Consider the following 14337-nt stretch of genomic DNA (forward strand, 5'->3'; position numbering starts at 1 on the left):
TTATACTATTCTTAAAGTACGTGGAGCGTTTTTCCCGGTTAGGTCAATGGTGTGGACTGCGCATGAAACACACGGGTCATAGGACCTACCGATATGGAGGATGTTAACAGGATTGGTGTAGTTGATATCAAGAGCATTGTCTACGGCATTGATTTTTGCCCCTATCAGAGCCTGCTCAAGAGGACCGGGTACGCCTGCTCCATCTCTCGGGGAGAGGTTCCAGGTGCTCGGAACTACAGGCTGGTAGGTGATAACCTTAGAGTTGCTGTCAGTGGAGACCCAGTGACCGAGAGCACCACGTGGAGCTTCCCAGAGACCCATGCCTTCCGAATTCTTTGCCATTGAAAGGTCGGTGTCAACAGCAATCTTGCCGTTAGGGTCGTAATCGACAGTTACCCACTTAAGGAGCTCATTTGCGATAATTGCGGTTTCCTGGATACGAGCCATCATTCTTGTGTAAACGTTAGCTGCAGAGTAACCTTTCTCGTTAAAGGCCAGAGCAAGTCCGGTCACAAGAGGTTCTTTAGCTGCAAGCATACGTGCAAGAGGCCCAACCTCACAGGGAGTTCCGTCATATCTCGGAGCCTTATTCCAGGTGTACCTGCTCTCGGAGCCCTGGTCAAAGCGGATTGCCTCAGGATCGGTAAACGGATTGGTTTCACCTTTTGAGGGGTGGAGGTCAGCTGTGTCATCATAGAAGGCGTGAGCAACGCTTTCAGTAATCTTGCTTGCATCAAAATTCTGATATTCGAGGCTTCCGGTCACAACACCTGAAGTCAGGAAGCGGTCTCCTGCAGGGCTGTTCGGATCATATCCGTCCCCATTCTCAGGTTTGTAGAACCCACCGTATGAAAGGAAGGCGATCTTTGAGGGGTCGCTATATCCGCCTATTTTATCGTGCTTAAGGCTTGCAGGAAGACCAAGCAGAGTTTCTCCAACAAGTTCGGAACCAAAGGCTGCATAGAACTCCGCATCTCCCCAGCCTGCTTCCCTGGAGAAGTCATTTGAGGCTACGGATTTCTCAACAAGGCCTTTGAGGTGTTCAACCACGAAGCTTACTGCCTTCTGAGGGGAGCTTGCATTGTAAGTGTTTTCAATCCAGGTCTCGAATGGAACCTTTAAAGTGTAATTCGAAACGAAGTCCATGACCTGAAGATAATAAGAGGAAAGCTTGCCAATATCTGCCACGTTTGGCTTGTAGGTATATCCGCCCGGATAGGATGTGACCTGGTGGGGCATTTTTCCGCCGATTACTGCAATTGCTTCCTGAAGGCGTTTCTTTTCAGGAATCGCTGCAAGGTAGGAGGATCCTACAGGCACTGATTGTCCGTCAATCTTGTAGCTGATCGGGGCAAACCTGCCGACCATTTCTTTCCAGACGGCGTTTCCGGTTTCCCCGAGGGGGGTAAGGACATCACGGTATGCAGGGTTTGCAAGGTCAGGGCCCCAGAGTATGTATATGTGGGTTGCATGGCTTGCAATGAAGTTTAAAGCCTGGTTAATGTTCCTTGCTACAAGTGCATCTTTTGGAATCGTATCAGCCACACCGAAGAGCTGGTCAAGGGCGTTGGCGGCTGTGAGGGAATGAGAAGTAGGACATACCCCGCAGATCCTCTGGACAAGAAGGGCTGCATCCCTTGGGTCTTGATTCTGCAGTATGCGTTCAAAGCCTCTGAACATGAGGCAGGAACTCTGGGCATCAGTTATAACGCCCTCAGCATTTACTTCAGTGGACAGGCGAAGGTGACCTTCAATTCTTGTTAAGGGGTCGACTGTAACGTTTACCATTTTTTACTCACTCTCCTTTCATTCTCCGAACAGCATGTACCCCTGCAACTACGGTAGCAGCACCGACTGCAGCTTTGGATAATGTGTCAATATTTGCCCCGAGAAGCACGCCCTTGTCTTCAGCTTCAACATAAAAAGGCCTTGATGAGTCAGGGAAGCCGGGTTCAACGCAGGCAATACAGGGAGAACCTGCCTGAGTACACATACTTACGGAACCATTCCATTTGCGAATTGCACAGTCTGCGTGAGAATAAGGAGCTTTACAGCCCAACTTCCAGAGGCACTTTTCTCCGCCAATCTGCTCATCGAACTCTCCACGGTCATAGTAGCCGCGGCGAGGGCAGTTTTCATGTACTGTGTGGTCGGTAGGGAAAAAGACCTTGGGCCTTCCGTACTGGTCAAGGATAGTTTCCAGGTCTTCTGGAATCTTGATCTTGCCAAGGATTACCGCACCTACGGTAAGGAGAATCCAGTCCGGGTGTGCAGGACATCCAGGGATGTTAATTACGGGCTTGTGGATCCCAAGCTCTGTGAGCATGCCTTTTGAGCGATCTTCCTTTGTGAAAGCCACTCCCCTGTAATCCGTAACCTGGGAAACAGCGCTGTCAGCGCAGGCAATTCCCCCATAAGTGGCACAGGTTCCAACTGCAAGGATAGCGTTGGCACGTGTTGCAGCTTTTGCAAAGAGCTCTTTGAAAGTCCTGTTCCCTATAACGCAGTAGCGCCCCGAGCCATCCGGACCGTTTGCAATTGCGCCTTCCACGACAAGAATATAGTTGCCTTCTTCGATAAGTTCGTCAACGAGAAGCTCGGAGTTCAATTCAGAGGTGTTTACAGGCTCGCCATCGACAAATAGCCCCTGCTGGGCAAGAAGAGTTTCATGGTAAGCAATGTTGACATTGAGTTTGCTGATTGCCTGGACAATATCAGGATTGCCTCCGTTTAAAATGGATTCGGAACAGCCGGTGCACTCAGCACCGTGAAGCCAGATAATCTTTGTCTCTGCAAACTCAAGCGCACTTGCGATCTCTGTTTTATAGGTGCCAAGAAATGTAGTTGCGCCAAGCACGCCTACAGCCTTCATGAAAGTACGCCGGTCTAGTTTTAAAAAATCTAAACTATCCAGTGTACGAATAAGATTTTTCATTCCAGTACTCATCTCTACCACATCTTGTTTTTTACCCAAAATATATGTATGAAAGAAAGTTTGAATTTAAATTTGCTGCAATTTATATAAATATGTATATAAATATGCCAATAATGTTTTCAATGAGGGAATAGTATTTAAGGATTTTTACACTATAGAATAAATATATTAATGATGTAAAAGAAGTTTGTTTTCAGTTGAATACCCAGCAGCTTGCTGAGGGGATGGAAAACGTCCCCGAGAACCGTTAATGAAAATACAATTTATCGATTCCATTTTTTGTTTGTTAACTTCTGCTCGAACTAAGTCGCATTAGGGTTATTGTTTCCGTTTATGGACTTTGGAACGGGGTGCGAACATACCCCGTTGCTTGCAGCGGAGTGCGCCAGCACAACTTTGATTAAATACAAATTTTGAATTAAATTAACCTTAATAATAGTCAAAACAGGTTATTGAACATTGTAAAAAGCATTTCCCAGGTCGGCTCTAAAATAAGAGCAAAAAACAGGTATCAATTTTGAAGGCGAAATTAAAAACAAAAAAGATATAATAGAGAACTATACAATTGCGCAAAATAATATTCACCAATATACTTACTTTTATAAAGCCCAGGGATTTAGTTCCTGGCATATTCTAGCACTAGCATATTCTAGCATACTAACCCTTGAGAATTTGAGTATCAATTCAAATAGCGAGTAATCACATTAAGGCCAATCCTCTTAAAGGATTGTTCTTAAAGTATTGTTCTCACTGAAAATTAGATCTCGCAATTATCAGATTTTGAAAAGAAAAAATAGGGACGAAAAACAGTAGAGGTAATATGTGTATAGCTATACCTGGAAAAATCAAGGCCATCGTCAATGAAAACACTGCCACGGTTGATATGGGTGGGATCTGCAGAGATGTAAACATGGACCTGCTTGGAGGTGCCAGTGAGACTCTGCTCGGGAAATATGTCCTTGTCCATGTAGGGTACGCAATATCTGAAATCTCGAAAGAAGAGAGTGAAGAAACCATGCGTCTCCTCAGGCAGATATCAGGCCTTGAAGATTCGGATATCTCTGAAACGAGGACCTCCGAAGAAACGGACGCTGAGTGAAATGAAAAACAAGGATTCTTCTTTAAAGCCCGGTATGCCTGAACTTGAAAAAAAGCTTCTGGAAAGAATTCAAGCCTCCGGAATCCCACTCCGCATAATGCATGTCTGCGGTACGCACGAAAGGACCATAGCAAAATACGGGCTCAGAAGCGTGCTTCCGCAGAATATAGACGTAATAAGCGGTCCCGGATGCCCCGTATGTGTCACTCCCGAAAAAGACATTGACATTGCGATTGCCCTTGCAAAGAGTGGAGCAACTGTAGTCACTTTCGGGGATATGATGAGGGTCCCTGGTTCGGCAGAAAGCCTGCTGGATGCAAAGTCTGAGGGAGCAGACGTAAGGATGGTGTACAGCATTGATGATGCCGTATCCCTTGCAAACAAAAAACCTGAGCTAGAAGTGGTCTTTTTCGGGGTCGGTTTTGAGACCACAGTCCCCGCCAATGCAGCTGCCCTTCTAAGAAATCCTCCCGAAAACTTCAGCCTCCTTGCCTCTCAGAAACAGACGCCTCCAGCAGTTGGGCTTCTTGCCAGCGATGCCGAAGTTGATGCTTTTATTGCCCCCGGGCATGTAGCAACCATTATAGGGACAAAGCCTTTCGAACCTCTTGCAGAAAAAGGCTTTCCTGTTGTTGTGAGCGGGTTTGAGGCTAGAGATATCCTCCTCGGAATAAACCTGCTCCTGGCACAGGCAGAGAAAGGAGTCTCAAGGATAGAAAATGGATATCCAAGGGTCGTAAAGCCAGAAGGGAACACAATAGCCCTGAAAATGATGAATGAGGTATTCGAAACCTCGGAGTCCGAGTGGAGGGGAATTGGAAGGATTGAAGATTCGGGGCTAGTGCTCAGGAAAGAGTATGAGGAAAAAGACGCCTCAAAGAAGCATGAAGACCTTTATTCTGCTTCTCTTGCAGAGATAAGGGCAAAAGCGGAGAAAAAGGATCAGAAGCGCTGTATCTGTGCAGCCATCCTCACAGGGAAAGCAAAACCATCCCAGTGCCCCAACTTCGGGAAAGACTGCACCCCGAAAAATCCGACGGGACCCTGTATGGTCAGTCAGGAAGGTATGTGCTACAACTGGTTCAGGTACTCGCGGGAAGGAGGAAACAGGCTTGCATGAGTATTCCATCGCCTGTGAGATCTTTGAGCAGGTAATAGCAACTGCCGAAGCTCACGAAGCCCAGGAAGTCAGGCATGTAATCCTGAAAATGGGGAGGCTTGCCCATACAAATCCGGAGCAACTTAGCTTCTGTTTTAAGGCCATTGCCGAGGGGAGCATTGCTGAAAATGCGGAGTTCATTGTAGAGATGATCCCACCCTCCCTGGAATGCGAGTGCGGATACACCGGCACTGTGGATGAAACACAGATAGGAAAGGACGGCGAACTCCAAAGCGAACTTCTGGAATACATCGCAGCGCTTGAATGCCCTGTATGCGGAAAAAATGCTCGCATCACAGGGGGCAGAGAACTGATTATAAAAAGCATTGATATTGAGACAGAAGTAGAAAAGTGAACCTCCAGGCAGACAAATATATAAATGTAGTAAAAGGTAGCAGGTCTATCAAATATACTCACTTAAAAATACTCACTTAAAAATACTCACTTAAAATCTCATTCAAACATACTACCTAAACATTCAAACATACTACCTAAACATTCAAACATACTACCTAAACATTCAAACATACATCTACCTAAACAGACATCCTGATCCGTAAAATTTAATTCACAAACAACAAACGGATTTTTTCATCGAGATAACCAAGCAACCCCGAGTGATGTTTATGTTAATGCATGTAATCCACATGGGACACGATGTGTTCAAGGCAAATGATAAGATTGCCGAAAAAAACAAGACGGCCCTTGACAAACACGGAGTCTTCTCAGTCAACGTTATGGGAGCCATCGGGTCAGGAAAGACCACTCTGATCGAAGAGGCAGTCAGGTACCTCAAAGAAAAGTACAGAACAGTGGTAATCGCAGGTGACGTCATCGCAGAGATGGATGCCTCACGTTTCAGGAAACTCGGGGTGCAGACAATCCCTGTAAACACTGGAAAGGAATGCCACCTGGACGCAAAACTGGTGGAGAAAGCCCTCGATGAGATCGATCTTGACAATACGGACCTCCTTATTATTGAAAATGTGGGCAATCTGATCTGCCCTGTGGACTTCAAGCTTGGAGAACACCTCAGGGTGGTTGTGGTGAGCGTCACTGAAGGAGACGATATCATCCTCAAGCATCCTATGATTTTCAAAACTGCAGAACTTGCGGTCATAAATAAGGTTGACATTGCACATGCAGTTGACGTTGACGCAGAGAAAATGAGGGATGACATCCTTTCCTTAAACCCTGATGTGCCGGTCATCCTTACTTCAAAGCATGACTGGGAGAGCCTTGAGACCTGGATAAGCTTTATTGAACTTGGAATCGGAAGAGCACAGGAAACTCAGAGAAAGTAAAGCAATTCAAAGCGGTTTAAACGCGGATAAAAGTAAAAGGAGACCGGATATGAAAGCAAATGCCATTTCCCTGGAACACGGTGCAGGCGGAGAGGTAATGCAGGAGCTTATAGGGGAGATTATCCTTAAAAACTTCCGCAACAAAAGCGCAGGCTCAATAGGCCTTGAAAGCCTTGATGACGGGTCTACGGTCAGACTTGAGAACTTTAACCCCGCTTCCGAACTTGTGCTGACAACGGACAGCCACGTGATAACCCCTGCTTTCTTCCCGGACACCAATATAGGACGTCTGGCAGTTTCAGGCACCATCAACGATCTCACGGTGATGGGAGCAAAGCCCCTTGCCCTTACCTGCGCAGTCATTGTCCCTGAAGGTTTTCCAATTCATGAGTTTGAAGAGATAATCAAAACAATGGACAAAACTGCTGCGGAAGTTGGAGTCCCTATAATTACAGGCGACACAAAAACCGTGGAAAAAACTGCCCTTGACTCAATCATCCTGAACACAGCAGGCCTCGGCATAACGGACAGCCCGGTAAGGGATTCGGGACTGAAGCCAGGAGACCGGCTCCTTGTCACAGGCACGATCGGCGACCACGGGATCTCTCTTATGGCTCACAGGGAAGGTTTTGACTTCGATACCGACCTTGTCTCGGACTCCGCGCCCCTCTGGAAACTCATAGAACCAATCCTGAAACTCCGGACGCCGGAAGGGGAACCGGTAATTACAGCTATGAAAGATCCGACCCGCGGAGGGCTTGCAAACGCCCTCAACGAAATGGCAGCAAAAGCCGGAACAGGGATCCTCCTCGAAGAAGACCTGATCCCCTTCAAGCCCGCAGTCACAGCAGCCTGCGAAATGCTGGGCCTGGACCCCCTCGAAGTTGCAAACGAGGGAAAGGCGGTAATCGGAGTGAAAGCCGGCTTTGAAGAAGAAGTCCTCTCCATCCTCAGAAAGCACCCCTACGGCAAAGACGCAGCCCTTATCGGAGAAATTACTGCGGAAAACAAAGGAGAAGTAATCCTAAGAAACCGCTTCGGCGGCATGCGCTATGTGGACGTGCCGGCTGGAGATCCGATCCCCAGAGTCTGTTAATTCAGGCGCTCGGGTCGCTTTTAATTGCTGGTTTCTTTTGGAGATATTTTTTCCTTCTTATCTTTATTTCTTACCGGCTTACTTTGTTTCTTTAATTTGCGTTTTCTGATTTTATCTTTGCAAGACCGCTCTCCTGCGTCGAGAGTGGCAAGAACGACCCGGTATAGTGAATAAAGTTGTACGGGTCAGAGATATTTGTAATTCAGTCCTCTTAAGAGAAGCTCACTGCGATAAACTATAAATTAGTCCGCTTGAGCGAGCGAAGCGAGTGAAACGGACCGCGTACTCCCGAGGCGCAATTCGGGCGAGGCGCAATTCGGGAAACATAACGTTTTTAAAGTCATGAACAAAAGTAAGCACGTAACAAAAAAACATATACTGAGAGGAGAAGAAGGAGCTAAAGTTTGAAATGGGATCCCATTGTGGTAGAAGAACTGTTACGCTCAATCCCGGTATATTTTGTTTCTTTTTTGGCCATTGGAACACTACTGAATTATGCAGGATACCTCCAAATCGCCGGCTTTGCAATTTTCGTCCTGGCCTTTATTGTGACAGTGACACACTTTAAGCTCATGGTCAGATACCGGAAAAAGGAACATTTGACAAACCCTTCAATCAGTTCAATAATAGGCCACATGCTTAAGCGACAGAAACCTGAAGGAAGAAATACAGGCTACAAGGAATTGACCCCGAACTTCCGTCCCGTCCTGACAATACTTGTCATCGCATACCTTGTGTATCGTTATGCAATCTGAACCGTTATGAGGTTTGAACCCGGAGATATTTTTGAGAATTGTAGAAAGAAGACTCCACGCATAGCAGGAGCTAAAATCGAAAAACGACATAAAAGACGCGAGAAATAAGATAAATAAAGAAAAAATAGCACCTTGAAAATCGGAGGATAAAGATGATAATGGATTTTAAAGGCAAAAGCCCGAAAATTTCGGAAACAGCTTTTGTTGCGGATTCTGCCGACATAATAGGAGATGTTGAGGTAGGGGATTTTTCAAGCGTATGGTTTAATGCCGTGCTTCGGGGAGATCAGAACAAAATAAAGATCGGAAACAGGACAAGCATCCAGGACGGCGTGGTGATTCATGCAGACCCCGAAAATGGGGTTCAGGTTGGAGATAATGTGTCAGTCGGGCACGGGGCTGTGCTTCACGGATGCAAAATAGAAGATAATGTGCTTATCGGCATGAACTCAACTGTGCTGAACGGGGCTGAGATCGGAAAAAACTCAATCGTTGGAGCAAATGCGCTTGTGCCTCAGGGAAAGACGTTCCCGGCTAACAGCCTTATTATCGGAGTTCCGGGGACGATAAAAAGGGAAACTAACGAGTCAGAGGTTGAGGCTATAAAAGAAAATGCGGCTGAGTACGTAGAGATGGTTCGAGAGTATAGGAAAAGATGAGATATGCTTTCACAAAATCGAGTTCAATGACTTAAATGACAGTGAACTAATGATAAACAATGAAAAGCAGAATAATCGGCAGAAATAAGAGGGTGCTGGAAAATGCCAAAAATAGACTTAAACTTAAAACGATTATAAGGCGGCCCGTAAAACAGAAAAGAAAGGAATAATGCCGGATTACAGAAATTGCTCCTGCTGTTATTGCGAGAATAGCTGGCAAACTATTATTAGTGAGATTTAGCTCAAAAGCATTCTATACTAAAATCCTTCCTGTCTATTAAAAATTACGGTAATGGGGGGTGAGTCATTGATCAAATCTGAAAAAACGAGCACATGTCCCATGTTTGAAATAAATAGGGAGAGATTTGGAAACTCTTGGTTTTCAGTAACTCACACCCACTACCAAAATTACTATAGCGAACTTATGGGGAACAATTGGTTATCGCAGCTACCAGGCATTAGGCCTGGATATTCTTTGGGTATACCATCATCAGATGGTCCATATAACCGACACTGCAAATGTCGTTAAATATAGTGCTCAGTAATTGCTCGGATACTACACTTTTCGGATTTCCTTTTGCGACCAGACCTCCCCGGTACATGACAACAACATCATCACAGAACCATGAGATATGGTTTGGATCATGGCTGCAGGCCAGTATGGTTGTCCCTTTCGCGGATATTTTCTTTAGAATGTCCCAGATCCGGATCTGATTGCAGAAGTCCAGAGCGGATGTAGGCTCGTCCAGCAGCATTAAAGGCGTATCCTGTGCCATAGCCCTTGCGATAAGCACGAGCTGGCGCTGACCACCGCTAAGCTGGTTGTAAGGCTTATCGGCGAGATGAGAGATCTCGAGCATTTCCATAGCTTCCCAGACCTTATTCCTGTCCTCCTCGGAAATGCCAAAGATGCCGCCCATGTGTGGTGTCCTGCCCATCAGCACGACTTCCTTGACAAGGTAAGGAAAGGGCGGTTTGTGTTCCTGGGGCACGTAGGCGACAAGTTTTGCCAGCTCCCCGATCTTCTTCTTCCTGACATCGCATCCGTCAACGGATATGCTGCCGCTATTGTACTTAAGGAAGCTCATGCAGCACTTGAACAGGGTTGTCTTCCCTGAACCATTTGGCCCGAAAAGTCCACATAAAGAACCTTTCTCTACCCTGAATGAAACCCCTTTGAATACAGGTACGCTGTTGTACCCAAAGCTGAGGTTATCTACTCTCAACATATAAATCACCCAAAAATCTCCTTTTCTTTACTGCGCAGCAGATACACAAGGTAAGGTGCACCTACGATAGCAGTGATAATCCCGATAGGGATTTCTGCCGAAGTAAGAGTACGCGCAATCGTATCACAAAAAATAATATAAACACCCCCCATCAGTGCTGCGGTAGGTATGACAAAACGGTTATCCGGACCCTGGATCAGGCGAGCGGCATGGGGCATCATCAGACCGACCCATGCAATAATTCCGACTGAAGATACGCAGACGGCAGTCACCAGCGTGGCCAGCACAATGAAAATAAATTTAAAAACTTCCGGATTCACACCCATAGCCCGAGCTTCCTCATCGCCCATGGAAAGGACGTTTAGTTTCCACCCGAAGAACCACATAATAGCTACGGATATTAACACAACAGGCACAGTTAGATACACATCATCCCATGTGGTATAGTAGAAGCCACCCATCATCCAAAAGACAATTTCCCTCAATTGTGTGTCGTTTGAGAGGTATTTCATGATAGAGACGCACGCGGAAAATATCGAGCCTATGATGACACCGGCGAGCACAAGCGTAACCACGGGCGTCTGTCCCCTGTTCCTTGCCAGTGTATATGCCAGTAATACGGAGAGCGAGGCAAATAGGAAAGCACCCAGCTGTATAGAAATAAAGATATGAGGATAAACGATTCCCAGAGCTGCACCAAAAGCCGCTCCCGAAGACACCCCAAGGATGTACGGCTCCACAAGAGGATTGTGGAAACATCCCTGATAAATCGACCCTGCCACAGAAAGCCCGATACCAACGGTTATAGCCATAATGATCCTCGGAAAACGGATAGTCCAGATAATCGTGTTTTTCAGTTTATTCAGAGAATCCACATTATCCGGTGAAAACAGGTGAGTAGCGATGATAGAGTACACTTCCAGTATAGAAACATGATATGTCCCCAAACAGATTGTGATAATCCCACCTGCCACCATAACAACAGCGAGAAAAAGCATAATACACAATTTCCTCGTCTCAAAAAAATCGAGGGCGGGACGGGGTGATATTTTCACGTCAGTCGATACTTCTTCCATGATTTACACCTAGAAATCAGACTCCACTGTCCAATCCAGCCACTGGTTTGAACGAAGTTCCTCTGCAGTTGTCCTGTTCACGCCATATACATCCTGGTAGAAATCAAGGGCAAACTCATGAACCTTGATATCGCTGAACAGGTCAGGATAACAGGCTTTGGCTATGACCATCATATCAATAGGGTATTCTGTCCTGCGTGCACAGTTCATTGGCGTCCATGGCATGGCATACACCCGTTTGTTCAGGACTGCACGCATGTTCTGAAGATTCTGATAATACGGCGCCTCATACAACTCGCGCGGCGGGTGGAATCCATTTGCAGTGGGCAAAAGTATGACATCCGGATCTAAAGCCATCACTTGTTCCGCATTTAATAGTTTACCTGAGCCTGTGTCACGGTACACATTTCTACCATTACATATATTTTCAATAATGTAAGATTCAGGCGTGTCAGTACCAGATACAGTCCCTGCCCCGCCAGATCTTCTGGCATTTGGAGACAAACCGATATAGAGTACACTACTCTTTTCATTGTCAGGTATGTCTCGGGTACGTTCCCGGATCATCTTCTCGGTGCTTTCCAGGTAATCAGCCAGAACCATCACCTTCTGTTCTTTTCCAAACAACTGGCCAATCACGCGCATTTCATCTCTCATCGTTCCCAGGTCAGAATTTTGAAAATATGAAGGTGAATACAATACCACAAGTGGTATACCCAGAGACTCGATAGCTGATATAGTCTTCGTGATTTTTTCCTCATTACTGGTGCCGATTGTACAGTCCCCAACCCGCATGATAACAACATCGGGATTCACGTCTGCCAATGTCTCATAGCTGATTATGTTACCCTGGGGAGAGTTAATACAGGGCGTTTCATTCAACCATGGATGCAGGTATTTCATTGTATTCCATCCATGTACGTACGAATAATTACTTCCATATATCGTGGTGTATGAATATGAGTAGTCTCGTTTGAGTGACCATGACCCGATAGCCACGACTTTATCTATCTCGCTAAGATTCGTCAGGACACCTTCAACGAACCCGTCATCGATTGTAGCAATACGCTGGATGTCCTTTGGCACTTTTACCTGCACGCCACGCATATCCGTCACGTAACGATATTGTTCATCAGGTGAGTCTGCTGTCGTTGATAAGTTTGCGGCAGTTGTTGTAATCGGTCCTGTCTTTTCTATGCACCCTTCTACTGATACTATAAGGAACACAATAAGTACACACAACATTAAACCCTTTTTAAAGAGAAAACAACTCGACGGCTTGTTTATTCGATGATTATTGTTAGGATTATCGTTCATATACGACCACCGTAATAATAATTGATTGTTTTTTATTACATTTTACTACATAATACTATCGAATTGGGTATTATAAATAAGATCATATAAGATCGTAACAGTTATTGTTAAAAATTAGACATTATATGCAAAAATAAGAAAGGACAGTTTAGTATAAAGGGTTAAAAATGGTAGGATCTATAGATCATCGGTATTCCGGAAATCTAATGGAAGAAACAGTATGTGATCTATTCACATTTTTAATAATTATTATTATAACTCTTACTGCTTTGCCTTCAGTCGCTTATGCGGATGATGTGAAACCTGTCACAGTTATATATCTCTATGATGAAAGCTGCCACCGGTGTACCGAAGTAATGCCAGTAGTCAGGCAGGCTGTTGAAGAAGCCCGCAAAGAAGACTTATCTGTTGATTATCAGGAAATCAGGGTCAATTCACAAAAAGGCGCATCTTATGTAGATCGATATGGTATGACAGACATCCCGAATCTGATCATCGATAACCATACAATCATTGGTCCCTCAAACCTTGAGGGAGAGCACGGAACTGTTCTAAAGAATATTAAGGATACAATAGCGTCTTCTTATGGATATGCTTCGCCAGTGATCGTGCATACGACTGCAGTGAAAAAGAGTAAAAGCGACAGTAATGTCACGGTAACCGTGTATATATCCAACCAGGAAAACACACCTATTAATGTCAGTCTTTCCGGAGGGCTGACAGAGGGCTCCCGGTTAGTTTCAGGGCAATTTTTCTGGAGCGGACCATTGCAGCCGGGAGCTGAGGAAAAGGTCACATACGTGCTATCGGGAGGCAATACCTCTTACGTATCCCCATCTGCCGTATATTACGAGGATGACAGTGGCAGTCACATTATCACAGACAGTTATGTGTCCGTCGGCACGATTCCAGTGTTCTCAGTCCCCATTGCGTTTGTATCCGGAGTCATGGCTGCATTTTCCCCGTGTATCCTCGCAGTCATGGCATATATGACCGCGCTGGCAGCTTCTGGAGAAAGACGGTACTTAATGCTGATTAATGTAATTGCGTTTTCTGCAGGGCTGCTCTTTATGTATGCACTGATAGGCATTTGCTTCTACAGGATCAGTACAACCATACCCTCCATGTATAGTCTTGCCAAAAATACAATTATCGTTTCGATTCTCTTCATCGGCTCTACCATGATAATCAGGGAATTATTCCACTATGAGTACAGCTTCTCGGATTCAGGGTTTAAAAAGTTCGTTTCTTTGCTGCGGCCTTATAGCAAAATAAATATGGTTGGGTGCAGCTTTGCCATGGGGCTGGGATTCGGCCTGATTAAAATACCCTGCACTGGCGGACCATATCTAGCGATACTCGGCATGATGGCTGGCCAGAGAAGTTCATTTCAGGGATTATACTGCCTGATGGCTTACAATATAGGCGTCGTGTTACCGGTACTGAGTCTGGGGACGCTGCTCTCTTTAGGATTTTCCGCCCACGAGTTGGACATGATCAGAACACAACACCGGGCCGTCATAAATGTTTCAACTGGAATCACTCTCTTTATTCTGGCCTCATTGCTGGCACTTAATGTAATATGATCGATAGGTGATTACTACCATCACTGAAGTGACAGACATCTACCAGAATTCTAAAGCACATCAATAAGGTAAAGGTTTCTAAAGACATGATAAGATCTTTTTTAATATTGATAACATCTAAT

The 14337-nt window shown here is 45.4% G+C and carries 13 protein-coding genes; 8 read left to right on the top strand and 5 right to left on the bottom strand.

Annotation, left to right across the window (positions count from 1 at the left end):
- A complete protein-coding gene (locus EO98_RS11200) occupies positions 1-1788 on the bottom strand; it encodes a nickel-dependent hydrogenase large subunit (RefSeq protein ID WP_048137320.1) in 1788 nt (595 codons plus the stop codon).
- 7 nt (positions 1789-1795) lie between these two features.
- Positions 1796-2947: a hydrogenase small subunit gene (locus EO98_RS11205; protein WP_200895255.1), complete on the bottom strand. Its 1152-nt coding sequence runs from the start codon at positions 2945-2947 to the stop codon at positions 1796-1798.
- A gap of 808 nt (positions 2948-3755) precedes the next feature.
- Here EO98_RS11205 and EO98_RS11210 point away from each other — a divergent pair.
- The 7 genes from EO98_RS11210 to EO98_RS11240 all read left to right on the top strand — a co-directional run bounded on the left by EO98_RS11210 (position 3756) and on the right by EO98_RS11240 (position 9007).
- Positions 3756-4034 (top strand): HypC/HybG/HupF family hydrogenase formation chaperone, encoded by a 279-nt coding sequence (locus tag EO98_RS11210; RefSeq protein WP_048137322.1) that lies wholly within the window; start codon positions 3756-3758, stop codon positions 4032-4034.
- Between the two features lies 1 nt (position 4035).
- The gene (gene hypD, locus EO98_RS11215; protein WP_048137324.1) at positions 4036-5154 is read left to right on the top strand and encodes a hydrogenase formation protein HypD; all 1119 of its coding nucleotides are present in this window, start codon (positions 4036-4038) and stop codon (positions 5152-5154) included.
- The gene (hypA, locus tag EO98_RS11220) at positions 5147-5548 is read left to right on the top strand and encodes a hydrogenase maturation nickel metallochaperone HypA (RefSeq protein ID WP_048137326.1); all 402 of its coding nucleotides are present in this window, start codon (positions 5147-5149) and stop codon (positions 5546-5548) included. Before hypD ends, hypA begins: the two co-directional genes overlap by 8 nt.
- Positions 5549-5825: 277 nt before the next feature.
- Complete coding sequence (hypB, locus tag EO98_RS11225) at positions 5826-6497, top strand: hydrogenase nickel incorporation protein HypB (RefSeq protein WP_048137344.1); 672 nt, start codon at positions 5826-5828, stop codon at positions 6495-6497.
- Positions 6498-6546: 49 nt separating this feature from the next.
- A complete protein-coding gene (gene hypE, locus EO98_RS11230) occupies positions 6547-7593 on the top strand; it encodes a hydrogenase expression/formation protein HypE (protein ID WP_048136494.1) in 1047 nt (348 codons plus the stop codon).
- Positions 7594-7997: 404 nt separating this feature from the next.
- On the top strand, positions 7998-8348 hold the full coding sequence (locus EO98_RS11235) for a hypothetical protein (RefSeq protein ID WP_048137565.1): 351 nt from the start codon (positions 7998-8000) through the stop codon (positions 8346-8348).
- A 152-nt stretch (positions 8349-8500) separates the two neighbouring features.
- On the top strand, positions 8501-9007 hold the full coding sequence (locus tag EO98_RS11240; protein ID WP_048137563.1) for a gamma carbonic anhydrase family protein: 507 nt from the start codon (positions 8501-8503) through the stop codon (positions 9005-9007).
- 458 nt (positions 9008-9465) lie between these two features.
- On the opposite strand, the gene EO98_RS11245 is transcribed toward EO98_RS11240, so the two are convergent.
- The 3 genes from EO98_RS11245 to EO98_RS11255 all read right to left on the bottom strand — a co-directional run bounded on the left by EO98_RS11245 (position 9466) and on the right by EO98_RS11255 (position 12215).
- A complete protein-coding gene (locus EO98_RS11245) occupies positions 9466-10236 on the bottom strand; it encodes an ABC transporter ATP-binding protein (protein WP_048137571.1) in 771 nt (256 codons plus the stop codon).
- A 5-nt stretch (positions 10237-10241) separates the two neighbouring features.
- Positions 10242-11234, bottom strand: coding sequence for an iron ABC transporter permease (locus EO98_RS11250; RefSeq protein WP_235283453.1), 993 nt, complete (start codon positions 11232-11234; stop codon positions 10242-10244).
- Positions 11235-11321: 87 nt separating this feature from the next.
- Positions 11322-12215 (bottom strand): ABC transporter substrate-binding protein, encoded by an 894-nt coding sequence (locus tag EO98_RS11255; RefSeq protein WP_235283452.1) that lies wholly within the window; start codon positions 12213-12215, stop codon positions 11322-11324.
- A gap of 581 nt (positions 12216-12796) precedes the next feature.
- Between EO98_RS11255 and EO98_RS11260 the strand changes: the two genes are divergently transcribed.
- Positions 12797-14215, top strand: coding sequence for a cytochrome c biogenesis CcdA family protein (locus EO98_RS11260; RefSeq protein WP_048137558.1), 1419 nt, complete (start codon positions 12797-12799; stop codon positions 14213-14215).
- Positions 14216-14337 lie beyond the last annotated feature (122 nt).

This window comes from Methanosarcina sp. 2.H.T.1A.6 (assembly GCF_000979455.1).
GTDB lineage: Archaea > Halobacteriota > Methanosarcinia > Methanosarcinales > Methanosarcinaceae > Methanosarcina.

What these genes read in the sequence shown, in the direction of transcription:
- EO98_RS11205 (WP_200895255.1), bottom strand. Translation starts at nt 2,947, where the DNA reads ATGAGTACTGGAATGAAAAATCTTATTCGTACACTGGATAGTTTAGAT.
- hypE (WP_048136494.1), top strand. Translation starts at nt 6,547, where the DNA reads ATGAAAGCAAATGCCATTTCCCTGGAACACGGTGCAGGCGGAGAGGTA.
- EO98_RS11250 (WP_235283453.1), bottom strand. Translation starts at nt 11,234, where the DNA reads ATGCTTTTTCTCGCTGTTGTTATGGTGGCAGGTGGGATTATCACAATC.
- hypB (WP_048137344.1), top strand. Translation starts at nt 5,826, where the DNA reads ATGCATGTAATCCACATGGGACACGATGTGTTCAAGGCAAATGATAAG.
- EO98_RS11255 (WP_235283452.1), bottom strand. Translation starts at nt 12,215, where the DNA reads ATGAAATACCTGCATCCATGGTTGAATGAAACGCCCTGTATTAACTCT.
- EO98_RS11240 (WP_048137563.1), top strand. Translation starts at nt 8,501, where the DNA reads ATGATAATGGATTTTAAAGGCAAAAGCCCGAAAATTTCGGAAACAGCT.
- EO98_RS11200 (WP_048137320.1), bottom strand. Translation starts at nt 1,788, where the DNA reads ATGGTAAACGTTACAGTCGACCCCTTAACAAGAATTGAAGGTCACCTT.
- hypD (WP_048137324.1), top strand. Translation starts at nt 4,036, where the DNA reads ATGAAAAACAAGGATTCTTCTTTAAAGCCCGGTATGCCTGAACTTGAA.
- EO98_RS11260 (WP_048137558.1), top strand. Translation starts at nt 12,797, where the DNA reads ATGGTAGGATCTATAGATCATCGGTATTCCGGAAATCTAATGGAAGAA.
- EO98_RS11210 (WP_048137322.1), top strand. Translation starts at nt 3,756, where the DNA reads ATGTGTATAGCTATACCTGGAAAAATCAAGGCCATCGTCAATGAAAAC.
- EO98_RS11245 (WP_048137571.1), bottom strand. Translation starts at nt 10,236, where the DNA reads ATGTTGAGAGTAGATAACCTCAGCTTTGGGTACAACAGCGTACCTGTA.